The following is a 24,336-nucleotide window of genomic DNA, read 5'->3' as shown; positions in this document are numbered from 1 at the left end:
TTTCAGGCACTGCGAGCAAGCTCGGTCTCTACTCAGGATCCGGTCCACTCATGAGCCCATTCGATACCGTCCTTACGCAAAAACTGCTGCAACGCCTCCTGCCCTGGCTGGATCGATCGGCCTGGCGCATCGCGTTCTCCGGTGGCCTCGACTCCACCGTCCTGCTGCACCTGCTTGCCCAACTCAGGCAGCGACACACACTTCCCCCGTTGACCGCCATCCATGTGCATCACGGCCTTCAAGCTGTGGCTGACGCCTGGCCGGAGTATTGTCGAACCCAGTGCGAGGCCTTGGCGGTGCCGTTGCAAATAGTGGCGGTGCAGGTGCAACCGGGGGCCAGCCTGGAGCGTGCAGCGCGGGAGGCGCGTTATGCCGCGTTCGAAGAGGTAACCGGCAGCAATGAGCTGTTGCTGACGGCTCAGCACCGTGACGATCAGGCGGAAACCCTGTTGTTCCGTTTGCTGCGTGGGGCCGGGGTCAGGGGCTTGTCCGCCATGCCGGCGTCCCGTGTGCTGGGGCAGGGGCACTTGCTGCGGCCCTTGCTCGATATCTCCCGCGACGAGCTGGAGCGTTACGCTCGTGATCACCAGCTGCGCTGGATCGACGATCCCTCCAACCAGGACCGGCAGTTCTCCCGCAACTACCTGCGCCATCAGGTGTTCCCATTGCTGACTGCCCGCTGGCCACAAGCTGCCAGCAGCCTGGCGCGTAGCGCGGCGCATGTGCGCGAGGCCCGGGAGTTGCTGGATGAGCTGGCGATCATCGATCTGCAAGAGGCGGCTAAGGAGGGGGAGTTCGAGTGGCTGGGGTTGCCGTCCCTGGCGCTGGTGCCTTTGGTCGGCTTGTCGGAGGCGCGTCAGCGCAATGCCCTGAGTCACTGGCTGAGCCGGCTCACGCCGCTGCCTGACAGCGACCACTGGGCGGGCTGGCAGACGCTGCGCGATGCCGCGGGCGACAGCCGTCCGGTATGGCGGCTGGGGCAGGGCGAGTTGCAGCGGTCGGCAGGGCGCGTCTGGTGGTTGTCGGGTAGCTGGCTGCAATCCCCGCTATCGGTGCCGAGTTGGGTCGATACCGCTGCGCCTTTGCCGTTACCAGGCAATGGGCGATTGCAATTCATCGGTGGCGCGCCGCAAGGGCCCTTGCAGGTGCGTTACCGTCAGGGGGGCGAGGTGATGCAACTGCCTGGGCGCGGCCGCCGCGATCTCAAGCGTCTGCTCAATGAGGCGGGTCTGCCGGCCTTCGTCCGTGGCAGATTGCCGCTGCTGTATCGAGGTGAAGAATTGCTCGCGGTGGCGAACCTGCCAGGTCTTGACGCAAATACCCATGAAGGCTGGCAATTGCATTGGCAGCCGCCTTCGAGCGATCAAGGTTTGAGCTGAAAGTCCCTTTCCGGTAGACTACGCTCCCTTCTTGATACAACTTCTGTGGATTCGCCTGAATTGCAGGAGTTGCCGATTACCAAGCAGTCTTTGCTGGGCGATTCCAAAAAATGTGTAGCGAGCAACGTACCGGTGTTTTCTCTTCCGGTCTGTCCCAACGCGGCGGTTTTTTTGAAAGGTGCACTGTGATTAATGCAGGTGATCGGGGGCTTCGGCCTTCCTTCGCTTTCCCCGGCGGCTCGGACCGCTTTAACGCAGACTTCTAGGGTTTTTCATGACGCGCTACATATTCGTCACGGGCGGTGTTGTTTCTTCATTGGGGAAAGGCATTGCCTCGGCTTCATTGGCGGCCATCCTGGAGGCGCGGGGACTTAAGGTCACCATGCTCAAGCTGGACCCGTACATCAACGTCGACCCGGGCACCATGAGCCCGTTCCAGCACGGTGAAGTGTTCGTCACCCACGACGGCGCCGAGACCGACCTGGACCTGGGCCACTACGAGCGGTTCATCCGCACGACCATGACCCAGAACAACAACTTCACCACCGGTCGTGTCTACGAGCACGTGCTGCGCAAAGAGCGCCGTGGTGATTACCTGGGCGCCACCATCCAGGTGATTCCGCACATCACCGACGAGATCAAGCGTCGCATCATCAAGGGCGCCGGCGATGCCGACGTGGCCCTGGTGGAGATCGGCGGCACCGTGGGTGACATCGAGTCGCAACCGTTCCTCGAGGCCATCCGCCAGCTGCGCGTCGAAGTCGGTTCCAAGCGCGCGATGCTGATGCACCTGACCCTGGTTCCGTACATCGCCACCGCTGGCGAGACCAAGACCAAGCCGACCCAGCACTCGGTGAAAGAGCTGCGCTCCATCGGCCTGCAGCCTGACGTGCTGATCTGCCGCTCCGACCACCCGGTGGACGTGTCCTCGCGTCGCAAGATCGCGTTGTTCACCAACGTTGAAGAGCGCGCGGTGATCTCCCTGGAAGACGTCGACACCATCTACAAGATCCCGGCCGTGCTGCACGCCCAGGGTCTGGACGATTTCGTCGTCGAGCGTTTCGGCCTGCAATGCAACGGTGCCGATCTGTCCGAGTGGGAAAAAGTGGTCGACGCCAAGCTCAACCCAGAGCACGAAGTCACCATCGCCATGGTCGGCAAGTACATGGAGCTGCTGGACGCCTACAAGTCGCTGATCGAAGCGATGAGTCACGCCGGTATTACCAACCGTACCAAGGTCAACCTGCGTTACATCGACTCCGAAGACATCGAGAACCAGGGCACCGCGCTGCTCGAAGGCGTCGATGCGATCCTGGTTCCAGGCGGTTTCGGCCTGCGTGGCGTGGAAGGCAAGATCACCGCCGTCCAGTACGCTCGCGAAAACAAGGTGCCTTACCTGGGTATCTGCCTGGGCATGCAAGTGGCCGTGATTGAGTTCGCTCGTAACGTCATGGGCTGGAAGGACGCCAACTCCACCGAGTTCGATCGCGCCAGCGGTCACCCGGTCGTCGGCCTGATCACCGAGTGGGCTGATGCCACCGGTGCCGTCGAAACCCGTACCGAAGCTTCCGACCTGGGCGGCACCATGCGTCTCGGCGCTCAGGAATGCCTGCTCGAAGCCGGCTCCAAGGTGCACGATTGCTACGCCAAGGATGTGATCGTCGAGCGTCACCGTCACCGTTACGAAGTGAACAACAACCTGCTGCCACAGCTGATCGACGCCGGCCTGAAGATTTCCGGTCGTTCCGGCGATGGCGCGCTGGTTGAAGTGGTCGAGGCACAGGACCATCCATGGTTCGTCGCCTGCCAGTTCCACCCTGAGTTCACCTCGACCCCACGTGACGGCCATCCGCTGTTCAGTGGCTTCGTCAAGGCCGCTTTGGCTCAACACCAGAAGAAGGCGTAACCCCGATGGCACAGAAGATCATCCGCGTCGGCGACATCGAGATTGCCAACGACAAGCCCATGGTGCTGTTCGGCGGCATGAACGTGCTGGAAAGCCGTGACATGGCCATGCAGGTCTGCGAAGAGTACGTGAAGGTCACCGAAAAGCTCGGTATCCCTTACGTGTTCAAGGCCAGTTTCGACAAGGCCAACCGGTCTTCTGTGACCTCTTATCGTGGTCCTGGCCTGGAAGAGGGCATGCGCATCTTCCAGGACATCAAGCAAGCCTTCGGCGTGCCGATCATCACCGACGTCCACGAGCCGTACCAGGCCGCGGTCGTCGCCGAGGTCTGCGACATCATTCAGCTGCCGGCCTTCCTTTCGCGCCAGACCGACCTGGTGGTCGCGATGGCCAAGACCGGTGCGGTGATCAACATCAAGAAAGCCCAGTTCCTCGCGCCCCAGGAAATGAAACACATCCTGAGCAAGTGCGAAGAAGCGGGTAACGATCAGTTGATCCTCTGCGAGCGTGGTTCGAGCTTCGGTTACAACAACCTGGTGGTGGACATGCTCGGCTTCGGCATCATGAAGCAGTTCGAATACCCGGTGTTCTTCGACGTGACCCACGCGCTGCAAATGCCCGGCGGTCGTGCCGACTCGGCCGGCGGTCGTCGTGCCCAGGTCACCGACCTGGCCAAGGCCGGCATGAGCCAGTCCCTGGCCGGCCTGTTCCTGGAAGCCCACCCGGATCCGGACAACGCCAAATGCGACGGTCCATGCGCCCTGCGCCTGGACAAGCTCGAACCTTTCCTGGCCCAGCTCAAGGCCCTGGACGAACTGGTTAAGAGTTTTCCGACGGTAGAGACCGCGTAAAACCGATTTCTCCGGTAAAGTACCGCACGATTAAATGCTCAGGCCCGCGGGCCTGAGCCTTATCGTCCGCAAGTCTGCCCCCTGTTCCCTGCTTGCCGACGGTAAAGAGATTCCCTTCAGCTGCGTCGTTTTCGTCAACTTTGGAGTGTTTACAACAATGGCAAAAATCGTCGACATCAAAGGTCGTGAAGTTCTCGACTCCCGTGGCAACCCCACCGTCGAAGCGGACGTGCTTCTCGATAACGGCATCATCGGCAGCGCCTGCGCGCCGTCCGGTGCTTCCACCGGCTCGCGTGAAGCGCTGGAGCTGCGTGATGGCGACAAGAGCCGTTACCTGGGCAAGGGCGTACTGAAGGCCGTAGCCAACATCAATGGTCCGATCCGTGACCTGCTGCTGGGTAAAGACCCAAGCGACCAGAAGGCCCTCGATCAGGCGATGATCAAGCTGGACGGTACTGAAAACAAGGCAACCCTGGGCGCCAACGCGATCCTCGCCGTGTCCCTGGCCGCGGCCAAGGCAGCAGCACAGGACCAGGACCTGCCGCTGTACGCGCACATCGCCAACCTGAACGGCACACCGGGCGTCTACTCGATGCCGGTGCCGATGATGAACATCATCAACGGTGGCGAGCACGCCGATAACAACGTCGACATCCAGGAATTCATGGTGCAGCCGGTTGGCGCCAAGTCCTTCTCCGAAGGCCTGCGCATGGGCACCGAGATTTTCCATCACCTCAAAGCCGTGCTGAAGGCCCGTGGCCTGAGCACCGCCGTAGGTGACGAAGGTGGTTTCGCACCGAACCTGGCTTCCAACGAAGACGCCCTGAAAGTGATCTCCGAAGCGGTGGCCAACGCCGGTTACAAGCTGGGCACCGACGTGACCCTGGCTCTGGACTGCGCAGCCAGCGAGTTCTTCGAAGACGGCAAGTACAACCTGTCCGGCGAAGGCCAGGTGTTCACCGCTGAAGGTTTCGCCGACTACCTCAAGGGCCTGACCGAGCGTTACCCGATCATCTCCATCGAAGACGGTCTGGACGAGTCCGACTGGGCTGGCTGGAAGATCCTCACCGACAAGATCGGCGAGAAGACCCAGCTGGTGGGCGACGACCTGTTCGTGACCAACACCAAGATCCTGAAAGAAGGCATCGACAAGAAGATCGCCAACTCGATCCTGATCAAGTTCAACCAGATCGGTACCCTGACCGAAACCCTGGAAGCCATCCAGATGGCCAAGGCTGCCGGTTACACCGCAGTGATTTCGCACCGTTCCGGCGAAACCGAAGATTCGACCATTGCCGACCTGGCCGTGGGCACCTCGGCTGGCCAGATCAAGACCGGTTCGCTGTGCCGTTCCGACCGCGTGTCCAAGTACAACCAATTGCTGCGTATCGAAGAGCAATTGAATGGCAAGGCCAAGTACAACGGCCGCAGCGAGTTTCGCGGTTAAGCGGTAGATGGTACAAAGACACCGGATTGGGTCAGAAAAATCGCATCAGCGAGGTTTTTGCCACTAATCTGATGCCTTAAGAGCACAAGCCTGGTTCTTCCAGGCTTCGTGCTGTCAGTAGGTTCGAAGTTGTTGGCATGGCTGTCTTTTTTCACTGGATACCCGATATTCGATGCGCAGTCCCAATTGGTTGTTCCTCGTCTTGCTCTTGCTGCTGGCTGGCCTGCAGTACCGCCTCTGGGTGGGGAATGGCAGCTTGGCGCAGGTAACCGACCTGACTCAGCAAATTGCCGATCAGCGCGCTGAAAACGAGCGCCTGCTGGAGCGCAATCGTGTACTCGACGCGGAAGTCATGGAATTGAAGAAAGGCATGGAGACCGTGGAAGAGCGGGCTCGTCATGAACTGGGCATGGTCAAGGAGGGCGAAACCCTCTACCAGTTGGCCCAATGATTCAGTCTCTACCGGCCTTCTGGGCCGTGATTCCTGCCGCGGGCGTCGGTGCCCGCATGGCCGCGGACCGTCCCAAGCAATACTTGCAACTGGGCGGGCGCACTATTCTCGAACACAGCCTCGGCTGTTTCCTCGACCATCCTTCCCTGAAGGGGCTGGTGGTCAGCCTGGCGCTTGACGATCCTTACTGGCCGACCCTGGCCTGTGCCCACGACCCGCGGATCCAGCGGGTCGAAGGTGGCGCGGAGCGTTCCGGATCGGTCCTCAATGCCTTGCTCCATCTGCACGCCCAGGGCGCTGCGGATGATGACTGGGTGCTGGTCCACGATGCCGCACGGCCGAACCTGTCCCGGGATGACCTGGACAAGTTGCTGGGCGAGCTGGCGGATGACCCCGTGGGCGGCCTGCTCGCGGTGCCGGCCCGTGACACCCTGAAACGGATCGACAAGCACGGCCGAGTGCTGGAAACCGTGGATCGCAGCCTGATCTGGCAAGCCTATACGCCGCAGATGTTCCGTCTTGGCGCCTTGCATCGCGCCTTGGCCGACAGCCTGGTGGCGGATGTGGCGATTACCGATGAGGCGTCGGCAATGGAGTGGGCCGGCCAGGCACCGCGCCTGATCGAAGGGCGTTCGGACAACCTCAAGGTGACCCGCCCGGAAGATCTGGAGTGGCTACGCCAGCGTTGGGCCAATCGCCGCTGATCTTAGGTTTCGCTGGTCCCTGTAGCCGCTGCCGCAGGCTGCGATCGGCTACGCAGTAGCCGTTTACCGGGCAACACGGTCGATCGGTTTGACTATGCGTGGTGATGACCTGCGAAAAGCGCACCTCGTTCCGGGCCGATCGCAGCCTGCCGCAGCGTCTACGGATCAATCCTTGTACTCCGGCCGCTTGGCCAACCCCTCCTTGAGATAGTCCACCAGCTTGCGCACCTTGGGCGACAGATGCCGTTGTTGCGGATACAGCGCCCACACCGCGGTATTCGGTGGCTGATGCGCCTCGAGCAGGGAAATCAGGGTGCCTTGATGCAGATGCTCCAGCACGTAATAGTCCGGTAGCTGGCAGAGGCCAACCCCCTGCAGCGCTGCATCCAGCACAGCCTGCCCGCTGTTACAGCGCCAGTTGCCTTGTACCCGCTGGGAGAACTCGCGCCCGTCCTGCTCCAGCTGCCAGATGTCCGAGCTGCCGATCAGGCAGTTGTGCCGACTCAACTCCGACAAGCTGTGGGGACGGCCATAACGCTCCAGGTAGGACGGCGAGGCGCAAAGGTACATGCGACGCGGCGCCAGGCGGGTCGCCACCAGTCGTGAATCCTGCAGGCGACCAAGACGGATCGCCAGGTCCAGGCCTTCATGCACCAGGTCCAAAGGGCGGTTGCTCAGTTCGATATCCACCCGCAGTTGCGGATAAAGTCCCATGAAACTGGTGACCAGCGGCACGATAAACCGCTCGCCATAGGCCACTGCGCAGGTCATGCGCAGCATGCCCTTGGGTTCGCTGGTCAGGTCGCCGACGGCGCGCAACGCCTCTTCGCGTCCATCCTGCAGGCGCTGGCAATGCTGCAAGAAAGTCTGCCCGGCTTCGGTCAGGGTCACCCGGCGGGTACTGCGATACAGCAGGCGGGTCTGCAGCCGTTCTTCCAGGCGGACGATCTGCCGGCTGATATGGGAAGACGACACCCCGAGGCGTTCCGCGGCGGCAGTGAACTGGCTGCACTCGGCCACGGCAACGAACTCATCGATGCCTTCCCAGCGGTTCTCATTCATGACGATTATCCCTGTACAGCAATAATGTTTTGCTTTTGTCCTGATTATTCATCGCCAGGCGCTGTTTTACACTCCCTGTCTCGTTTTTATTCGCTGGAGACCCAGGATGATCAAGTCGCGCGCTGCCGTTGCCTTCGAGGCCAAGAAACCCCTTGAGATCGTTGAAGTCGATGTCGCCATGCCCAAGGCCGGCGAGGTGTTGTTGCGGGTCGTCGCTTCCGGCGTTTGCCATACCGACGCCTACACCCTGTCCGGGGCCGACCCGGAAGGCATCTTCCCGTCGATCCTCGGTCACGAAGGTGGTGCCGTGGTCGAGGCCATCGGCGAGGGCGTGACCTCGGTGGCTGTGGGCGATCATGTGATCCCGCTGTACACCCCGGAATGCGGCAAGTGCAAATTCTGCCTGTCGGGCAAGACCAACCTGTGCCAGGCGATCCGCGCCACCCAGGGCAAGGGCCTGATGCCGGACGGCACCACTCGTTTCTCCTATAAAGGCCAGCCGATTTTCCACTACATGGGCACCTCGACCTTTTCCGAGTACACCGTGTTGCCGGAAATCTCGGTAGCCAAGATCCCTAAAGAAGCGCCTCTGGAAAAAGTCTGCCTGCTGGGTTGCGGCGTCACCACCGGGATCGGCGCGGTGATCAACACCGCTAAGGTCAAGGCCGGCGACACCGTGGCGATCTTCGGCCTGGGCGGTATCGGCCTGTCGGCGGTGATTGGCGCGGTGAAAGCCAAGGCTGGCCGGATCATCGCCATCGACATCAACCCGGCCAAGTTCGAAATCGCCAAACAGCTGGGCGCCACTGATTGCGTGAACCCGAAAGACTTCGACCGGCCGATCCAGGAGGTCATCGTCGACATGACCGACGGCGGCGTGGACTTCTCCTTCGAGTGCATCGGCAACGTGCAGCTGATGCGTGCTGCGCTGGAGTGCTGCCACAAGGGGTGGGGCGAGTCAGTAATCATTGGCGTGGCCGGTGCCGGCCAGGAAATCTCCACCCGTCCGTTCCAGCTGGTGACCGGCCGTGTCTGGCGCGGTTCGGCGTTCGGTGGCGTGCGTGGCCGTTCCGAGTTGCCAAGCTATGTGGAAATGGCCCAGAGCGGCGAAATCCCGCTGGATACCTTCATCACCCACACCATGGGGCTGGAGGACATCAACAAGGCCTTCGACCTGATGCATGAAGGCAAGAGCATCCGTACCGTCATTCATTTCTAAGGAGCAGTGGCAAGCGGCAAGCAGAAGCTGCGAGAGCGATCACCGCCAACTTGCAGCTTGAAGCTTGAAGCCTGCGGCTGAAATGCCCATGAGTCTGGAAAACCTGTCCTGCCAGAAAAGCTTCGGCGGCTGGCACAAACGCTACAAGCATCATTCCGAGGTGCTGGGCTGCGACATGGTGTTTGCCGTGTACCTGCCGCCACAGGCGGAGCAGGGTGGCAAGCTGCCGGTGCTGTACTGGTTGTCCGGCCTGACCTGCACCGACGAGAACTTCATGCAAAAGGCCGGCGCCCAGCGCCTGGCCGCCGAACTGGGGTTGATCATCGTCGCGCCGGATACCAGCCCGCGTGGCCCTGGCGTGCCGGGCGATCCGGATGGCGCCTGGGACTTCGGCCTGGGGGCCGGGTTCTACCTGAATGCCACCCAGCAGCCCTGGGCCGAGCATTACCGCATGCATGACTATGTGGTGCAGGAGCTGCCGGCATTGGTCGAGGCGCATTTCCCTGCCTCGGACAAGCGTGGCATCAGCGGGCACTCCATGGGCGGCCACGGTGCTCTGGTCTGCGCGTTGCGCAATCCGGGACGTTACCAGTCGGTGTCGGCCTTCGCGCCGATCAGCAACCCGATGGATTGCCCGTGGGGGCAGAAAGCCTTTTCCCGCTACCTGGGCGAAGAGCGCTCCCGCTGGCGCGAATGGGATGCCAGCGTGCTGATCCAGGAGGCCAGCGAAAAGCTGCCGTTGCTGGTGGACCAGGGCGATCGTGACGATTTCCTGGCCAATCAGCTCAAGCCCGAAGTGCTGCAACAGGCGGCGAAAGCCGCGGGTCATCCGCTGACGTTGCGCCTGCAACCCGGCTACGACCACAGCTATTTCTTTATCGCCAGCTTCATTGGTGACCACCTGCAGCATCATGCGCGCGCTCTGAGCGGCTAATGTCTGCCAAAGCAGGTAGAATCACGCCCTGACTCAATCAGGGCGTTTTTTTATGCGTATTGGCCACGGCTACGATGTGCACCGTTTCGCTGAAGGCGATTTCATCACTCTGGGCGGCGTGCGGATTGCACACAGCTTCGGGCTGCTCGCCCACTCCGACGGCGATGTGCTGCTGCACGCTCTGAGCGATGCCTTGCTGGGGGCTGCCGCGCTGGGCGACATCGGCAAGCATTTTCCGGACACCGATCCGCAGTTCAAGGGCGCCGACAGCCGTGCGCTGTTGCGTCATGTCGTCGCACTGATCCATGCCAAGGGCTGGAAGGTCGGCAACGTCGATAACACCATCGTGGCCCAGGCGCCGAAGATGGCCCCCCATATTGAAACGATGCGCGCGCTGATCGCCGCGGATCTGCAAGTCGAGCTGGATCAAGTGAACGTCAAGGCCACCACCACCGAAAAGCTCGGCTTCGTCGGGCGCGAAGAAGGCATCGCCGTCCATTCCGTTGCCTTGTTGCTGCGCGCATGAACGAACTGCAACTGTTGGGCCCGCGGGCCTATGGCGAAGCCCTGGGCAGCGCGGTACTGAAGGCCACCGCCGAAGACTTCCAGGTCGACGAAGTCCTGGACATCCCCCTGACCGGCGAAGGCGAACACCTGTGGTTGTGGGTGGAAAAGCGCGGCCTGAACACCGAAGAAGCGGCGCGGCGGATTGCCAAGGCCGCGGGCGTGCCATTGCGCACCGTCAGCTATGCCGGCTTGAAGGATCGCCAGGCGCTGACCCGGCAGTGGTTCAGCATCCAACTGCCTGGCAAGGCCGACCCCGATCTGTCGGCGGCTGAAAACGACACGCTGAAGATCCTCAAGCTGACCCGCCACAAGCGCAAGCTGCAACGCGGCGCCCATGCGGCCAACGGCTTTACCCTGCGCCTGACCGAATTGAAGGCAGACAAGGCGGGGATCGAAGAGCGCCTGCAATCGATCACCAAGCACGGCATCCCCAATTATTTCGGCGCCCAGCGTTTTGGCCATAACGGCGGCAACCTGGTCGATGCCCGCGATTGGGCCGCCCGCAAGGCCTTGCCGGAACAGCGCAACGTGCGTTCGCGGCTGCTTTCCACCGCGCGCAGCTATCTGTTCAACCGGGTGCTGGCGGCGCGTGTGGCCGATGGCAGCTGGCAGCGGGCCCAGGTCGGCGACCTGCTGGCCTTCACCGACAGCCGCAGTTTTTTCCCGGCCGGCGAAGCCGAATGCAGCGATCCGCGCCTGGCCATCCTCGACTTGCACCCGACCGGCCCGCAGTGGGGCGAAGGCGAATCGCCTGCCGCGGGAGCGACCCAACTGCTGGAACAGCAGGTGGCTGGCGACGAAGCGGATCTGCGCGATTGGTTGATTAAAGCCGGAATGAGCCACGAACGTCGCATCCTGCGGCTGCCCATTGGCGGGTTGACGTGGCATTATCCCGAGCCTGACATTCTGCAACTGGAATTCGTCCTGCCGGCCGGATGCTTCGCCACCGTATTGGTGCGTGAACTCGTCGATCTGGTGCCGGTGGGGCAGACGGACAGCCCATGCGTATTCTGATTTCTAACGACGATGGTGTAACAGCACCCGGTCTCGCCGCGCTTCATGCTGCGCTGGCGGATTACGCCGAGTGTGTGGTGATCGCCCCGGACCAGGACAAAAGTGGCGCCAGCAGCTCGCTGACGCTCGACCGGCCGTTGCACCCGCACACCTTGAGTAACGGTTTCATCAGTATCAATGGCACCCCCACCGACTGCGTGCACCTGGGCCTCAACGGGCTGCTGGAACGCGATCCGGACATGGTCGTATCCGGAATCAACCTCGGGGCGAACCTGGGTGACGACGTGCTGTATTCCGGTACTGTCGCCGCGGCCCTGGAAGGGCGTTTTCTGGGGCTTCCGGCATTTGCCTTTTCGTTTGTCTCGCGTCAGGTGGATAATCTGCCGACGGCGGCCTATTTCGCCCGCAAACTGGTCGAGGCCCATGGGCAGCTGGATCTTCCACCACGTACCGTGCTGAATGTGAACATTCCCAATCTACCCCTCGATCATATTCGCGGCATTCAGCTGACTCGTCTGGGCCATCGCGCCCGGGCGGCGGCGCCGATGAAGACGGTCGACCCGCGCGGCAAGGCCGGTTACTGGATCGCCGCGGCGGGGGACGCCGAGGACGGTGGCCCGGGTACGGACTTCCACGCGATCATGCAGGGTTATGTCTCGGTCACGCCGTTGCAGCTCGATCGCACCTTCAACGATGCTTTCAGAAGTCTTGATGGCTGGCTGGAGGGGCTGCGCTGATGGCTCGCGAACAGGACGATTTGTTGCGTCGCGGTATCGGGATGACTTCCCAGCGTACCCGCGAACGCCTGATCCAGCGTCTTTACGATGAAGGCCTGTCCAACGCCCAGGTGCTGGAAGTCATTCGGCGTACGCCGCGGCATCTGTTCGTCGACGAGGCCCTGGCGCATCGCGCCTATGAAGACACGGCCTTGCCGATCGGGCACAACCAGACGATCTCGCAGCCTTATATGGTGGCGCGCATGAGCGAGTTGCTGCTGGCGGCCGGCCCGTTGGATAAGGTGCTGGAGATCGGCACTGGCTCGGGTTACCAGACCGCGGTGTTGTCGCAGCTGGTGGAGCGGGTGTTCTCGGTCGAGCGCATCAAGGTGTTGCAGGATCGGGCCAAGGAACGTCTGGTCGAGCTGAACCTGCGCAACGTGGTATTCCGCTGGGGCGACGGCTGGGAAGGCTGGCCGGCGCTGGCGCCGTACAACGGGATCATCGTGACGGCGGTCGCCACCGACATCCCTCAGGCCCTGCTGGACCAGTTGGCGCCGGGTGGCCGGATGGTGATTCCGGTCGGGGCCGGCGAAGTGCAGCAACTGATGCTGGTCATTCGTGAAGAGCAGGGGTTTTCGCGGCAGGTTCTCGGCGCGGTTCGCTTCGTTCCCTTGCTCAACGGGCCGTTGGCCTGAGCATTTGTTTGGAGCGGGTGAATTCTGTTTGATCGGCTTGGTCTTACAGCTTGATCAATCGGTTAAGCAACCTTGAACCATGATCGATATGCCGGTACCTGCCGATTTCGCTTTACCGGGAGTAAAGCGCGGGTGGCCGGTTATACTTGCGACATTTCATGCCTGAGCCAGGCACCATTTATCTTCAACCACCACAAAGGGAGCGGCGGGTGAGTCTCACAGTCATTGCGCAGCGTATGGGTACAACAAGCTTTCAGCGACTGGTGATTGGCCTTGTCTTGAGTTCTCTGTTGGTCGGGTGTTCGAGCAATAAGTCGAGCAGCGCCCGGGTCGTCGATCGCACCAGTGCGGTACCGCAGCGCCCGACAGTGACCACGGGGCAGTACACGGTTCGTCGCGGCGACACCCTGTTTTCGATCGCCTTCCGTTATGGCTGGGATTACAAGGCCCTGGCCGCGCGCAACAATATTGCCGAGCCGTACACCATTCACCCGGGGCAGACCATCCGCTTCGACGGCCGCTCGGGTTCGGCACCGACAGCGGTGGTTACAAAGTCGGCTTCCAGTGCATCTTCTTCAAGTAAAACCACAGTAATTCGTCGTCCGGCAGGTGCCGCGCCAACGATTGCGAGCCAGCCCGCGCCGGCTCCATTACCGCCTGCAGGCCCCGCGCCAAAGGGCTGGGGCTGGCCTGCGAACGGTATTCTGATTGGAAAATTCTCTTCAAACGGTAGTTTGAATAAAGGCATTGATATCGCCGGGGATTTGGGACAGCCTGTTTTAGCTGCGTCTGATGGGACGGTGGTTTACGCCGGGAGTGGCTTAAGGGGCTACGGCGAACTGGTCATCATCAAACACAGCGATACCTACGTCAGTGCTTACGGCCACAGCCGTAGGCTGTTGGTTCGGGAGGGGCAGCAGGTCAAAGTCGGACAGACAATTGCCGAAATGGGATCAACTGGTACAGACCGGGTGAAACTGCACTTTGAGATTCGCCGACAAGGTAAACCTGTAGATCCGCTGCAATTCCTGCCACGTCGTTGATCCGTTACCAAGCCTGTTCCGTCACGTAGAGGGAACAGGTTCCAGCGTTGCCAAGGATAAAGGCGTCGCTTGAGCCTGAGGTCGAACTCACCAAAGGACTATAACAATGGCTCTCAGTAAAGAAGTGCCGGAGTTTGACATCGACGATGAAGTTCTCCTTATGGAGACGGATATCGCCACTGATTCGATGTCGAATGAGGGATCTGCTGTACCTTCAGTTCGTGCCAAATCCAAACACTCCGCTTCATTGAAACAACACAAGTACATTGATTACACGCGAGCGCTCGACGCGACGCAGTTGTATCTCAATGAAATCGGCTTTTCCCCATTGCTCTCTCCGGAAGAAGAAGTTCATTTTGCGCGTCTGTCGCAAAGTGGCGATCCGGCCGGGCGCAAGCGCATGATTGAAAGCAACCTGCGTCTGGTGGTGAAAATCGCCCGGCGTTATGTCAATCGTGGGCTTTCGCTGCTGGACCTGATCGAAGAGGGCAACCTCGGTTTGATCCGGGCGGTGGAGAAGTTCGATCCGGAGCGCGGTTTCCGCTTCTCGACCTATGCCACCTGGTGGATCCGTCAAACCATCGAACGGGCAATCATGAACCAGACCCGGACTATCCGGCTGCCGATTCATGTGGTCAAAGAGCTCAACGTCTACCTGCGGGCAGCACGGGAGCTGACACAGAAACTCGACCATGAACCCTCCCCTGAAGAAATCGCCAACCTGCTGGAGAAACCGGTAGGTGAGGTCAAGCGCATGCTGGGCTTGAACGAGCGGGTTTCTTCAGTCGACGTCTCGCTGGGTCCGGATTCGGATAAAACCCTGCTGGACACCCTCACCGACGATCGTCCTACCGATCCGTGCGAGCTGCTGCAGGATGACGACCTGTCGCAAAGCATCGATCAGTGGCTTTCCGAATTGACCGACAAGCAACGTGAGGTGGTCGTTCGCCGCTTCGGCTTGCGCGGCCACGAGAGCAGCACCCTGGAAGATGTGGGCCTGGAGATCGGGCTTACCCGAGAGCGGGTACGCCAGATCCAGGTCGAAGGTCTCAAGCGTCTGCGTGAGATCCTCGAGAAGAACGGCCTGTCCAGCGAGTCGCTGTTCCAGTAACGGTACGAGCAATCCTGCCGTGAAAAGCCCCGACATGTTCGGGGCTTTTTATTGGGTGATCGATAGGAGTTAGATGAAATGGGCAGGCGCGCGTTCAATAGCTGAAAGAGCATGTAAGTAAAGGCTTACTCTTTCGTAAGTGTTCGGTTTTTATGCGGTATGAAAGTTGTCTATTTGATCTGAGGTTTTTGGTTATCTTATTGATTAATAAGAACTTATTCTAGGGTATAGAACGGTGTTCGACACTTTTTATAGCTGTCAGTGCCATTGCTCTGTCATGGAAACTCTCTAATATCAGCCCTGTGTCGACGGATAGACACAACCATCAAGGATGATGGTCAGGACATCGCAGGATGCGATTCATCAGGACGATGAAAAGGAACACAGGGACTAGGGAAAAAAGGTGGGCGGGTCATACCGCCCCTTTTTTTTGGTTCTTCACGGAATACCGGGAAAGACGCTCTTGATCTTCATGAAAAAGAATTCGCTATCCCGGTAACCGTACGCCATTCGTTTGATGACCTTTATGCGATTGTTTATTCCTTCCAGCTGACCGGTGTGCATCGGCCAGCGAACGCGGCTGACGATGCCCCGCCAGTAACTCTTTAGCCGTTTGGCGAACTGGATCAGTGCCGGTATTTCGCTTTCATGAGCATGGCGCAACCATTGCTTCCAGGCCGATCTCCAGCTCCAAGCGGTATTCGGCGTCCAGAGCGTTTTGAGTTCAGCCTTCATCAAGTAGACCGTCATCAACGCTTGGTTGGCCGCCAGCAAATCCTGCAAGTGAACCTGTTGTTCCGGCGTTTTCAGATTCTGTGGATTGCGTAGCAGTAGCCATCGCGCTTGCTTGATGACCTTACGAGCAGGCTTGTCGTGGCGTAGCCGATTAGCCTCGTCAACGCGGACCCGATCAATCACCTCTCGGCCATATTTGGCCACCACATGGAAGAGGTCGTAGACCACGCGCGCTTTGGGGCAGTGCCGGCGAACCTCCAGGTCAAAAGCGGTGTTCATGTCCATCGCCACCGCTTCGATTCGGGCGCAACCCTCTGGTCCCAACTCTTCGAAGAACGGCCTGACCGCCGCACGGCTGCGGCCTTCGCCGATCCACAGCACTCGTCGTGTATCCGCATCCAGCACCACACTGGCGTAACGATGGCCCTTGAACAGAGCGAACTCGTCCATCACCAGACGCCGTGGTTGCGCCTTCGGCAGATCGCTCAATGCCGTTTGCAGGGCGCGACGCTCTAGCAGCCGAACGGTGTCCCAATGCAACCCAAACAGTTGAGCCACGTGTAACGTGGGAAGGCGCTCGCAGGCTTGAATCACCGCATCGGCCAAGCGGCGCGTCATACGGGCATAGCGATCCAGCCAACTGACAGTCTCCATGCGTTTGCCGCAGTCACGACAGCCAACACGTCTGAGCAAAACGCTGAGGCGCACTGCACGGCCGAGAATGGGCAAATCACGAACGACTCGCTCGCAATACTCGTGAGTGGTTGAACAGGGCTTTTGGCATCCACCACAGGAAGGGAGTCGGGTGGTGTGGGGCGTCAGATCGATCTGTAGGGCATCGCCATCAGGCTTGATCGTGACGACAGAAAAGCCCTCCCAAAAAGGAAGGAAAGTATTAATATCGTGCATAAGAACGCCGGTTTTTTAGATGTGTTTGCTCGCACGAACATCATCAATCAAATCGGCGTTCTTGTTTCTGTGTTTCCCGGAATTCCGTGAAGAACCTTTTTTTTGCCTGCGTAAAAGTGAATCCGGAACAGCAAAAAGGCCCGCAAGGGGCCTTTTTGGGGAACGCGAGGTAATCAGCGTTCGAGATCTTTGATCTTGCCTTTGACGCCATCCCACTCTTCGGCATCGGGCAGGGAATCTTTCTTTTCAGTGATGTTGGGCCAGATTTCGGCCAGCTCAACGTTCAACTGAATGAACTCCTGCATCTCTTCCGGAACTTCGTCCTCGGAGAAGATCGCTACAGCGGGGCATTCAGGCTCGCACAGCGCGCAGTCAATGCACTCATCCGGGTGAATCACCAGGAAGTTCGGGCCTTCGTAAAAGCAGTCCACCGGACAGACTTCTACGCAGTCGGTGTACTTGCACTTGATGCAGTTGTCGGTGACGACGAAGGTCATTTCTAATTCTCTCCTCAGGCGGCGGCAGCGGAGCCCCTTCAGGACGGGGTCGCCAGGTTCGGGAGCGATAGTCTGCGGACCAGGCTAATAGTCCGCAGCATCCCAAACCGCGCGAGATTCTAACAGCTTGAAAGCATCAGCGTTAGATGCGTGTCTTCAATGTATAGAGCATTTCCAGTGCCTTGCGCGGGGTCATGTCGTCCAGATCGAGCTTGGCCAGGTCATCGAGGACCGGGTGCGGCAGGCTGGCGAACATGTCGCTTTGCTGCGGGACCGAAGCCTTGCCCGGTACCGGAGACGGTGCTTCATGGGGCAGGCTGGTGGTCTCCAGGCGACTCAGGTGCTCGCGGGCGCGGACGATCACATCGCTCGGAACCCCCGCCAACTGGGCCACGGCCAGGCCATAGCTCTGGCTGGCAGGGCCTGGCAGCACGTGGTGCAGGAACACGATGCGTTCGTTGTGCTCGGTGGCGTTGAGGTGCACGTTGGCGACCAGAGGTTCGCTTTCCGGCAGGACGGTGAGCTCGAAGTAGTGGGTGGCGAACAGGGTGTACGCCCGCAGCTGGGCGAGACGTTCTGCCGCAGCCCAGGCCAGGGACAGACCATCGAAGGTACTGGTGCCGCGACCCACTTCGTCCATCAGCACCAGGCTGCGTTCGGTAGCGTTGTGCAGGATGTTGGCGGTTTCGCTCATTTCCACCATGAAGGTGGAGCGACCACCGGCCAGGTCATCGCTGGAGCCGATCCGGGTGAAGATACGGTCCACCAGCGACAGCTCGCAGCTGGCCGCCGGCACGAAGCTGCCGATATGGGCTAGCAGCACGATCAGCGCGGTTTGCCGCATATAAGTGGATTTACCACCCATGTTCGGGCCGGTGATCACCAGCATCCGGGTCTGGTCGTCGAGGCTCAGGTCGTTAGCCACGAACGGCGTGGTCAGGACCTGCTCGACCACCGGGTGGCGACCCTGGGTGATGCGCATGCACGGCTCGCTGACGAAGCGCGGGCAATTGAGGTCGAGGTTCAGCGCTCGCTCGGCCAGGTTGCTCAGCACGTCCAGCTCGGCCAGCGCCGCGGCGGTGTCCTGCAGCGGCGGCAGGTGGCCGATCAGGGTTTCCAGCAGGGCTTCGTAGAGCATCTTCTCGCGGGCCAGCGCGCGGCTCTTGGCGGACAACGCCTTATCTTCGAAAGCCTTGAGCTCCGGGGTGATGAAGCGTTCGGCGCCTTTGAGGGTCTGGCGGCGGATGTAGTCCGTCGGGGCCTGTTCTGCCTGTTTGCTCGGCAGTTCGATGAAGTAGCCGTGAATCCGGTTGTAGCCGACTTTCAGGTTGGCCAGGCCGGTACGGGCCTTTTCCCGGGCTTCCAGGTCGATAAGGAACTGGCCGGCGTTTTCGCTCAGCGATTGCAGCTCGTCCAGCTCGGTGTCGTAGCCGGTCTTCAGCACGCCACCATCGCGGATCACCGCCGGCGGGTTGTCGATGATGGCTTTTTCCAGCAGTGCTGCCAGTTCCGGGTAGGTGCTGGTGGTCACGGCCAGTTGGCTCAGGTGCTCGGCTTCGAGCTCGGTCATCGCCACTTGCAGTTCCGGCAGCGCCGCCAGGGCATCGCGCAGGCGCGCCAGGTCGCGGGGACGGGCGTTGCGCAGGCCGATACGGGCGAGGATCCGCTCGATGTCGCCGATTTCCTTGAGCTGCGGTTGCAGCCTTTCGAAGCGGTAACCGTCCAGCAGGCAGCCGATCGAGGTCTGCCGCGCCTGCAGGACTTTCAAGTCGCGCAGTGGGCGGTTCAGCCAGCGGGTCAGCAAGCGGCTGCCCATCGCGGTCTGGCAACGGTCGACCACCGATTGCAGGGTGTTGTCGCGACCGCCGGCGAGGTTGGTGTCCAGCTCCAGGTTGCGCCGGCTGGCGCCGTCGAGCACCACGGTGTCGTCCAGGCGTTCGTGACGCAGGCTGCGCAGGTGGGGCAGGGCGGTGCGCTGGGTTTCCTTGGCATAGCTCAGCAGGCAGCCCGCGGCGCCGATGGCCAGGGTCAGGTTCTCGCAGCCGAAGCCCTTGAGGTCCTGGGTGGAGAACTGCTGGCACAGGCTCTTGTGGGCCGAGTCGCGTTCGAAGTCCCAGGGCGCGCGACGGCGCACGCCACGGCGTTTTTCCGCCGGCAGGCCTTGCGGCCAGTCGTCCGGGATCAACAGTTCCACCGGGTTGATGCGTTCCAGCTCGGCCAGCAGGTTCTCCCAGCCCTTGATTTCCAGGACCGTGAAATTGCCGCTGGTAATGTCCAGCACCGCGAGGCCGAACAGGCGCTCGTCGCCCAGCACCGCCGCGATCAGGTTGTCCCGGCGCTCGTCGAGCAGAGCCTCGTCGCTGACGGTCCCCGGGGTGATGATCCGCACCACCTGGCGCTCCACCGGGCCCTTGCTGGTGGCCGGGTCGCCGACCTGTTCACAGATCACCACCGACTCGCCGAGCTTCACCAGCTTGGCCAGGTAACCTTCGGCGGCGTGATAAGGAATCCCGCACATCGGAATCGCCTGGCCAGCCGACTGCCCGCGCGCGGTCAGGGTGATGTCCAGCAACTTGGCGGCCTTCTTTGCGTCTTCATAGAAGATTTCGTAGAAGTCGCCCATGCGATAGAACATCAGCTGGTCGGGGTGCTGGTTCTTGAGGCGCCAGTACTGCTGCATCATCGGCGTGTGGGAGGACAGATCGGTGAGCGCTTTATTCATCGGGTCGTCAGGTTGATTCGTTGAAAGGGTGGGCAAAAGCAGAGGGCATGGGCCCGGCTTTTTCGCGATGGGCGCAAGGTTACCATGGGCGGTCCGACCTTCGCAGGGATGAACCCGGCTGGATTTCGGGTGTTTTATGCATGAATATGCATTTTAGCATTTGTCATCGGCGAAAATAACCCGCAATATGCGCGTTATGCAAAAGCGCAACGTTTCTACCGTCTTAAGAGAGCTGCTCGATCGCGATGGCATTTCCCCCACGGAACTCCATCGGCGTACCGGCGTGCCTCAATCCACCCTTTCGCGGATCCTCAGTGGCAAGATTGTCGATCCTTCGGACAAACACATCTCGCGGATCGCCGAGTACTTCCAGGTGAGCACCGATCAACTGCGCGGGCGCGCGGCTGTCGCCTCTGCCCGGTCGGCCGATCCGCATTCGGAACTCAAGGACATAAGTCTGTGGGACGACGATACCCCCGTCGATGACGACGAGGTGTCGGTCCCCTTTCTTCGCGAGGTTGAATTGGCTGCGGGATCAGGAAGATTCGTCATCGAGGAAAGCGAGCGCTCCAGTCTGCGCTTCGGCAAGCGCAGCCTGCGACACAATGGCGTGCAGTTCGACCAGGCCAAATGCGTGACCGTACGCGGCAACAGCATGTTGCCGGTGCTGCGCGACGGCGCCACGGTGGGGGTCAATGCCGGCAAATGCGGTATCGGCGACATCATCGACGGCGACCTGTATGCCATCAACCACAATGGCCAGCTGCGGGTGAAGCAGCTCTATCGCCTGCCTTCCGGCATTCGCCTGCGTAGCTTCAACCGCGACGAACATCCGGATGAGGACTACAGCTTCCAGGAAATGCAGGAAGAGCAGATCGTCATCCTCGGTCATGTCTTCTGGTGGGGCATGTACGCCCGCTAACCGCAGCCCATAACGCCAAAGCCCGCCATCGAGCGGGCTTTTTTGTGCCCGCGGAAAACCCTCCACGCCTTTATTTATGCGGTCTTCATGCGCCTATGCATTTCTTGCGCATAAATAAATGCATTTGTGCATTGACTGTATATGCATCCATGCATATTATTCGTTCCAAGCCGCCCGACAGCGGCGAGCGACACCGCTCTTTAGTGGCAAAAGCAAAGGCAGCGATGAACCGGCCTCGACGGTTCAGAGGGTTGGCAACTGACCCGGGTGTGCAGCGTAAAGCACCGTGAACAGTTATCCGGCGGGCAGGGACCGCGGTCGGAAAAACAATTTGAATAGACTCGTACCGCGCCAGTAGCGCCGAAAAGTCAGCTTCCTTTTTGTTCACAGGATGAAAGGAAGGCGAAGGATCGCATTCTGAAAAGCCCGACGGATTGCCGGGCTTTTTGGAATGCCTACCTGAAGCGCACAGGCACATCAGGCCTCATCCCTGGATGGCCAATGCAAAAGGAAGGATCCGATGAACATCACAAGGCATTGCAGATGTTGAAAGATTGCCGATGTGGACATTGCAAGAGACTGCTCGCCCGGATCGGCGAGTATGCAGAGCTCCAGATCAAATGTTCCCGGTGCGGAACGCTGAATCATGTGAGGGCCACGAGCCCCGAGCGATCGCCTGTGAGCGACATGAGTGCTGCTTCGGTAGCACGACCCAATCCATCACAGCCATAGGTGAACACATGAAAGTCTTGAAAAAATACGTCGCTCCCATTCTGGCCGCCGCTGTGCTGCTGGGCTCCGCAGCCAATGTCGTTGCGGCCAACCTGCTGGTCAACGGCAGCTTTGAACAGCCCGGTTGCAGTGGTAGCTGTATTCTGGATACCCCGGCAAAAACCAACTTCATTACCGGCTGGACGACATTCCTGTCCGGTGCCGAGTACTTCAACGTGCCGGCTTCGATTGGCGGCTCCGTAGCCGCGGATGGCCTGGTGATTGTTGACCTGGCGAACTATGTCTATGGCAACGGCGGGGGCATTCAACAGAACTTTGCCACTGTCGTTGGCGCCAAGTACCGGCTGACGTTCAGCGCCGGCAATTCGAAGTTCGCCGGTCGTTCGGGCGACGGTGTGGTACAGGTCAAAGTGGCCGGCCAAACCGCCACTTTCAATACGCCGACCGCCAAAGGCGTTGCGATCGAGTGGAGCACCCTGACCTACGACTTCACCGCCACTACCACGCAAACGACCCTGGCGTTCTCCAACGAACAGAATCCGTACGCCAACTTTGCCTTTATCGACAACGTCATTGTTGAACGTCTGTAACTCCCGTTCAGCGGACTTTTCCAGGGTTGAAGACAGTGCCGGTGACTCGGTGCTGTCTTGCCCTCAATCCCTGCACTCATCAACGCTCCCAGGAGGCGTGACATGACAAACGAGCAACAAGCGTTGCTGGACATGCCGATCTGGCTTGTCATCGTCCTCGCCCTGGTGGGCGGGGTGTCCGGCGAAATGTGGCGCGCCGACAAGGAGGGCGCCCGCGGCTGGTTGTTGCTGCGGCGCCTGGCACTGCGCTCCGGGGCCTGCGTGATCTGCGGGGTCTCGACCATCATGCTGCTGTACGCCGCCGGCGTATCGATCTGGACCGCTGGCGCCTTCGGCTGCCTGACCGCCATGGCGGGCGCTGATGTAGCCATCGGGCTCTACGAGCGCTGGGCGGCCAAGCGGCTGGGTGTGTGCGAAGTGCCGCCCAAGGATCCCCGCTCGGACTCCTGAATAACCACCAAAACAGATCGTCGATTCATTGAGTCGACGCTGCCGTGATACCCGCCTGACGCAGGACGCGTACTCGTATTGAACGAGCTCAATCGGCCCTCCCGGCAGGGAGGCGCCAGGTACGGCCCAGCGCCGTCCATCCATCCGTTTCAAACAGAGGCAACCCATGATCCCAATCGACTACAACAGCTATCGCACCCTTGCGCCCTACAACAAGCGGGTGCGGTTCCTGGTGCTGCATTACACGGCCCTGAACTTCGAGGCATCGGTCAAGGCCCTGACCACCGGCGCGGCGAGCACCCATTACCTGATTCCGGCGGTGCAGGATCCGACCTATCAAGCCGCGGGTTTCCAGGAACAACGAATCTTCAACCTGGTGGCCGAAGAAGACCGCGCCTGGCATGCCGGTGTCAGTGACTGGGCCGGTCGCAGCGGCTTGAACGACACCTCCATCGGCATCGAGATCGTCAACGAAGCCACCGACGTCAATGGTGTCTTCACCTTCCCGGATTACGAACGCTCGCAGGTCGAGGCGCTCAAGCAGCTGGCCCTGAATATTCTCCAGCGTTATCCGGACATGTCGCCGAAAAACGTGGTGGGCCACTCCGATATCGCGGTGGGCCGCAAATCCGATCCGGGCCCCAAGCTGCCCTGGAAAGAACTCTACAAGGCCGGTATCGGCGCCTGGTACGACGAGCCGACCAAGAAGAAATACGTCCAGCAATTCCGCACTGCCGGGCTGCCCGAGCGTGCCGAAGTGCTCAAGGCTTTCGCCACCTACGGCTATGGCGTGCCGGCCCAGGCAACGGATGACTTCTTCCAGTCGCTGGTGCGGGCGTTCCAGATGCACTTCAGGCCGAAGAACTACACCGGGAAACTGGATGTGGAAACCTGCGCGATTCTTTATGTGCTGAACGAGAAGTACGCCTGATTCGGCGAAATCAGGGCTGAGGTCTCCATCGAAGGTGATGCCGGACCTCAGCAAAGTCTCGTGAGTCATCCGTTGCATCACCCAGCCCTTCGCGATGTCGTGCACCGATCTGGCGAGCCAGAGCCCTGCTCAAACCGGCGTTCACCGCTCCTCCAGCTCGCACTACATCCGCAGCACCCCAGCGCAATCTCAACCCTGATATCCGAACAGGAAGCCCCCCTATGCCCGCCGTCATCGACAAGCCGTCGCAGCTGTTTTTTGCCATTGCCGAGACCCTGCGAGGGGCGGGCCTTGGTCTCAAGGTTGGCAGTCACCAGGACTTCGATGGTCTGCTCGACCAGGCCTGGGTGCTGATGGCGATCGAGCGCGATGCCCCGGGGCTGCGCAGCCAGGAAGGGCGTATCGCCCATGTCCTGACGATCTCGCTGCAAGCCGTGGCGGCTGTGGGGAGCGAGCGTTCCGGGTTCGAGGCCTGCGATCTGGCGAGCGTGCTGAAGGATCTCGCTACGGATAACCGTTGGGGCCTCCCGGCAGTGCAGTGCGACCTGCCGATGAACCTCGAGGGCCTGCCCTCGACCCTGATTCGCGGCGAGCAGCAATACGCCGCCTGGACGCTGTCGTTCACCCAGACGCTGTACCTCGGCCAGCCATTGCTGGACGACCCGACTGGCATACCGAAGTTCGCCCGCACCTGGGAAGTCTCGAACATCGATGACCCCGACCAATACCAAGCACTTGAGGGCTGA

24 protein-coding genes are annotated in these 24,336 nt (G+C 60.6%); 20 read left to right on the top strand and 4 right to left on the bottom strand.

Annotated features, from left to right (window positions below; genetic code table 11):
- The first annotated feature begins 50 nt into the window (after positions 1 to 50).
- The 6 genes from tilS to ispD all read left to right on the top strand — a co-directional run bounded on the left by tilS (position 51) and on the right by ispD (position 6,738).
- Positions 51 to 1,379: a tRNA lysidine(34) synthetase TilS gene (tilS, locus tag NRG23_RS13225; RefSeq protein ID WP_257374708.1), complete on the top strand. Its 1,329-nt coding sequence runs from the start codon at positions 51 to 53 to the stop codon at positions 1,377 to 1,379.
- 274 nt (positions 1,380 to 1,653) lie between these two features.
- Positions 1,654 to 3,285 (top strand): CTP synthase, encoded by a 1,632-nt coding sequence (locus NRG23_RS13220; protein WP_007924045.1) that lies wholly within the window; start codon positions 1,654 to 1,656, stop codon positions 3,283 to 3,285.
- Positions 3,286 to 3,290: 5 nt separating this feature from the next.
- The gene (gene kdsA / locus NRG23_RS13215) at positions 3,291 to 4,136 is read left to right on the top strand and encodes a 3-deoxy-8-phosphooctulonate synthase (protein ID WP_009047224.1); all 846 of its coding nucleotides are present in this window, start codon (positions 3,291 to 3,293) and stop codon (positions 4,134 to 4,136) included.
- 157 nt (positions 4,137 to 4,293) lie between these two features.
- On the top strand, positions 4,294 to 5,583 hold the full coding sequence (eno, locus tag NRG23_RS13210) for a phosphopyruvate hydratase (protein WP_009047225.1): 1,290 nt from the start codon (positions 4,294 to 4,296) through the stop codon (positions 5,581 to 5,583).
- A gap of 172 nt (positions 5,584 to 5,755) precedes the next feature.
- Complete coding sequence (gene ftsB / locus NRG23_RS13205) at positions 5,756 to 6,034, top strand: cell division protein FtsB (RefSeq protein ID WP_007924039.1); 279 nt, start codon at positions 5,756 to 5,758, stop codon at positions 6,032 to 6,034.
- Positions 6,031 to 6,738: a 2-C-methyl-D-erythritol 4-phosphate cytidylyltransferase gene (gene ispD, locus NRG23_RS13200; protein ID WP_016705315.1), complete on the top strand. Its 708-nt coding sequence runs from the start codon at positions 6,031 to 6,033 to the stop codon at positions 6,736 to 6,738. Before ftsB ends, ispD begins: the two co-directional genes overlap by 4 nt.
- A gap of 165 nt (positions 6,739 to 6,903) precedes the next feature.
- Here ispD and NRG23_RS13195 read toward each other — a convergent pair whose 3' ends face one another.
- Positions 6,904 to 7,800 (bottom strand): LysR substrate-binding domain-containing protein, encoded by an 897-nt coding sequence (locus tag NRG23_RS13195; protein WP_009047227.1) that lies wholly within the window; start codon positions 7,798 to 7,800, stop codon positions 6,904 to 6,906.
- 106 nt (positions 7,801 to 7,906) lie between these two features.
- Here NRG23_RS13195 and NRG23_RS13190 point away from each other — a divergent pair, with 106 nt between their 5' ends.
- From NRG23_RS13190 to rpoS, 8 genes are all read left to right on the top strand, one after another.
- A complete protein-coding gene (locus NRG23_RS13190) occupies positions 7,907 to 9,019 on the top strand; it encodes an S-(hydroxymethyl)glutathione dehydrogenase/class III alcohol dehydrogenase (protein ID WP_007924035.1) in 1,113 nt (370 codons plus the stop codon).
- Between the two features lie 82 nt (positions 9,020 to 9,101).
- Positions 9,102 to 9,953 carry an S-formylglutathione hydrolase gene (fghA, locus tag NRG23_RS13185; protein ID WP_162094495.1) on the top strand — a complete coding sequence of 284 codons (852 nt, stop codon included), beginning with the start codon at positions 9,102 to 9,104 and terminating at the stop codon, positions 9,951 to 9,953.
- 52 nt (positions 9,954 to 10,005) lie between these two features.
- Positions 10,006 to 10,479 (top strand): 2-C-methyl-D-erythritol 2,4-cyclodiphosphate synthase, encoded by a 474-nt coding sequence (gene ispF, locus NRG23_RS13180; RefSeq protein WP_007924033.1) that lies wholly within the window; start codon positions 10,006 to 10,008, stop codon positions 10,477 to 10,479.
- Positions 10,476 to 11,534: a tRNA pseudouridine(13) synthase TruD gene (gene truD, locus NRG23_RS13175; protein ID WP_009047228.1), complete on the top strand. Its 1,059-nt coding sequence runs from the start codon at positions 10,476 to 10,478 to the stop codon at positions 11,532 to 11,534. The genes ispF and truD overlap by 4 nt, the downstream gene beginning before the upstream one ends.
- Positions 11,522 to 12,271 (top strand): 5'/3'-nucleotidase SurE, encoded by a 750-nt coding sequence (gene surE, locus NRG23_RS13170; protein WP_009047229.1) that lies wholly within the window; start codon positions 11,522 to 11,524, stop codon positions 12,269 to 12,271. Before truD ends, surE begins: the two co-directional genes overlap by 13 nt.
- 41 nt (positions 12,272 to 12,312) lie before the next feature.
- Positions 12,313 to 12,948, top strand: coding sequence for a protein-L-isoaspartate(D-aspartate) O-methyltransferase (locus tag NRG23_RS13165; protein WP_172833404.1), 636 nt, complete (start codon positions 12,313 to 12,315; stop codon positions 12,946 to 12,948).
- Positions 12,949 to 13,157: 209 nt separating this feature from the next.
- The gene (locus NRG23_RS13160) at positions 13,158 to 13,991 is read left to right on the top strand and encodes a peptidoglycan DD-metalloendopeptidase family protein (RefSeq protein ID WP_007924027.1); all 834 of its coding nucleotides are present in this window, start codon (positions 13,158 to 13,160) and stop codon (positions 13,989 to 13,991) included.
- A 106-nt stretch (positions 13,992 to 14,097) separates the two neighbouring features.
- The gene (rpoS, locus tag NRG23_RS13155; protein WP_007924026.1) at positions 14,098 to 15,102 is read left to right on the top strand and encodes an RNA polymerase sigma factor RpoS; all 1,005 of its coding nucleotides are present in this window, start codon (positions 14,098 to 14,100) and stop codon (positions 15,100 to 15,102) included.
- 438 nt (positions 15,103 to 15,540) lie between these two features.
- On the opposite strand, the gene NRG23_RS13150 is transcribed toward rpoS, so the two are convergent.
- From NRG23_RS13150 to mutS, 3 genes are all read right to left on the bottom strand, one after another.
- On the bottom strand, positions 15,541 to 16,746 hold the full coding sequence (locus tag NRG23_RS13150) for an ISL3 family transposase (protein ID WP_038575043.1): 1,206 nt from the start codon (positions 16,744 to 16,746) through the stop codon (positions 15,541 to 15,543).
- A 173-nt stretch (positions 16,747 to 16,919) separates the two neighbouring features.
- Positions 16,920 to 17,243, bottom strand: a complete 324-nt coding sequence (gene fdxA / locus NRG23_RS13145) for a ferredoxin FdxA (RefSeq protein ID WP_007924025.1) — start codon at positions 17,241 to 17,243, stop codon at positions 16,920 to 16,922.
- A 142-nt stretch (positions 17,244 to 17,385) separates the two neighbouring features.
- Complete coding sequence (gene mutS, locus NRG23_RS13140; protein WP_028681851.1) at positions 17,386 to 19,965, bottom strand: DNA mismatch repair protein MutS; 2,580 nt, start codon at positions 19,963 to 19,965, stop codon at positions 17,386 to 17,388.
- Positions 19,966 to 20,152: 187 nt separating this feature from the next.
- Here mutS and NRG23_RS13135 point away from each other — a divergent pair, with 187 nt between their 5' ends.
- The 6 genes from NRG23_RS13135 to NRG23_RS13110 all read left to right on the top strand — a co-directional run bounded on the left by NRG23_RS13135 (position 20,153) and on the right by NRG23_RS13110 (position 24,336).
- Positions 20,153 to 20,887 (top strand): XRE family transcriptional regulator, encoded by a 735-nt coding sequence (locus NRG23_RS13135; RefSeq protein ID WP_028681850.1) that lies wholly within the window; start codon positions 20,153 to 20,155, stop codon positions 20,885 to 20,887.
- A gap of 543 nt (positions 20,888 to 21,430) precedes the next feature.
- Positions 21,431 to 21,619: a Com family DNA-binding transcriptional regulator gene (locus NRG23_RS13130; RefSeq protein WP_080577932.1), complete on the top strand. Its 189-nt coding sequence runs from the start codon at positions 21,431 to 21,433 to the stop codon at positions 21,617 to 21,619.
- Between the two features lie 8 nt (positions 21,620 to 21,627).
- Entirely contained in the window at positions 21,628 to 22,209 is a 582-nt protein-coding gene (locus NRG23_RS13125) for a DUF642 domain-containing protein (protein ID WP_009047292.1), read from the top strand.
- Positions 22,210 to 22,311: 102 nt separating this feature from the next.
- Positions 22,312 to 22,659 (top strand): phage holin family protein, encoded by a 348-nt coding sequence (locus tag NRG23_RS13120; RefSeq protein ID WP_009047293.1) that lies wholly within the window; start codon positions 22,312 to 22,314, stop codon positions 22,657 to 22,659.
- Between the two features lie 166 nt (positions 22,660 to 22,825).
- Complete coding sequence (locus tag NRG23_RS13115) at positions 22,826 to 23,590, top strand: N-acetylmuramoyl-L-alanine amidase (protein ID WP_257374689.1); 765 nt, start codon at positions 22,826 to 22,828, stop codon at positions 23,588 to 23,590.
- 221 nt (positions 23,591 to 23,811) lie between these two features.
- The gene (locus NRG23_RS13110) at positions 23,812 to 24,336 is read left to right on the top strand and encodes a hypothetical protein (RefSeq protein WP_081362548.1); all 525 of its coding nucleotides are present in this window, start codon (positions 23,812 to 23,814) and stop codon (positions 24,334 to 24,336) included.

This window comes from Pseudomonas sp. T8, from assembly GCF_024610635.1.
Lineage (GTDB): Bacteria > Pseudomonadota > Gammaproteobacteria > Pseudomonadales > Pseudomonadaceae > Aquipseudomonas > Aquipseudomonas chlororaphis_I.
The sequence above is the reverse complement of the archived record's forward strand: the minus strand, read 5'-3'. Positions and strand labels throughout refer to the sequence as shown.

Excerpts from the sequence above, each read along its gene's own strand:
- tilS (WP_257374708.1), top strand. The coding sequence starts at position 51 with ATGAGCCCATTCGATACCGTCCTTACGCAAAAACTGCTGCAACGCCTC.
- NRG23_RS13220 (WP_007924045.1), top strand. The coding sequence starts at position 1,654 with ATGACGCGCTACATATTCGTCACGGGCGGTGTTGTTTCTTCATTGGGG.
- kdsA (WP_009047224.1), top strand. The coding sequence starts at position 3,291 with ATGGCACAGAAGATCATCCGCGTCGGCGACATCGAGATTGCCAACGAC.
- eno (WP_009047225.1), top strand. The coding sequence starts at position 4,294 with ATGGCAAAAATCGTCGACATCAAAGGTCGTGAAGTTCTCGACTCCCGT.
- ftsB (WP_007924039.1), top strand. The coding sequence starts at position 5,756 with ATGCGCAGTCCCAATTGGTTGTTCCTCGTCTTGCTCTTGCTGCTGGCT.
- ispD (WP_016705315.1), top strand. The coding sequence starts at position 6,031 with ATGATTCAGTCTCTACCGGCCTTCTGGGCCGTGATTCCTGCCGCGGGC.
- NRG23_RS13195 (WP_009047227.1), bottom strand. The coding sequence starts at position 7,800 with ATGAATGAGAACCGCTGGGAAGGCATCGATGAGTTCGTTGCCGTGGCC.
- NRG23_RS13190 (WP_007924035.1), top strand. The coding sequence starts at position 7,907 with ATGATCAAGTCGCGCGCTGCCGTTGCCTTCGAGGCCAAGAAACCCCTT.
- fghA (WP_162094495.1), top strand. The coding sequence starts at position 9,102 with ATGCCCATGAGTCTGGAAAACCTGTCCTGCCAGAAAAGCTTCGGCGGC.
- ispF (WP_007924033.1), top strand. The coding sequence starts at position 10,006 with ATGCGTATTGGCCACGGCTACGATGTGCACCGTTTCGCTGAAGGCGAT.
- truD (WP_009047228.1), top strand. The coding sequence starts at position 10,476 with ATGAACGAACTGCAACTGTTGGGCCCGCGGGCCTATGGCGAAGCCCTG.
- surE (WP_009047229.1), top strand. The coding sequence starts at position 11,522 with ATGCGTATTCTGATTTCTAACGACGATGGTGTAACAGCACCCGGTCTC.
- NRG23_RS13165 (WP_172833404.1), top strand. The coding sequence starts at position 12,313 with ATGACTTCCCAGCGTACCCGCGAACGCCTGATCCAGCGTCTTTACGAT.
- rpoS (WP_007924026.1), top strand. The coding sequence starts at position 14,098 with ATGGCTCTCAGTAAAGAAGTGCCGGAGTTTGACATCGACGATGAAGTT.
- NRG23_RS13150 (WP_038575043.1), bottom strand. The coding sequence starts at position 16,746 with ATGCACGATATTAATACTTTCCTTCCTTTTTGGGAGGGCTTTTCTGTC.
- fdxA (WP_007924025.1), bottom strand. The coding sequence starts at position 17,243 with ATGACCTTCGTCGTCACCGACAACTGCATCAAGTGCAAGTACACCGAC.
- mutS (WP_028681851.1), bottom strand. The coding sequence starts at position 19,965 with ATGAATAAAGCGCTCACCGATCTGTCCTCCCACACGCCGATGATGCAG.
- NRG23_RS13135 (WP_028681850.1), top strand. The coding sequence starts at position 20,153 with ATGCGCGTTATGCAAAAGCGCAACGTTTCTACCGTCTTAAGAGAGCTG.
- NRG23_RS13130 (WP_080577932.1), top strand. The coding sequence starts at position 21,431 with ATGTTGAAAGATTGCCGATGTGGACATTGCAAGAGACTGCTCGCCCGG.
- NRG23_RS13125 (WP_009047292.1), top strand. The coding sequence starts at position 21,628 with ATGAAAGTCTTGAAAAAATACGTCGCTCCCATTCTGGCCGCCGCTGTG.
- NRG23_RS13120 (WP_009047293.1), top strand. The coding sequence starts at position 22,312 with ATGACAAACGAGCAACAAGCGTTGCTGGACATGCCGATCTGGCTTGTC.
- NRG23_RS13115 (WP_257374689.1), top strand. The coding sequence starts at position 22,826 with ATGATCCCAATCGACTACAACAGCTATCGCACCCTTGCGCCCTACAAC.
- NRG23_RS13110 (WP_081362548.1), top strand. The coding sequence starts at position 23,812 with ATGCCCGCCGTCATCGACAAGCCGTCGCAGCTGTTTTTTGCCATTGCC.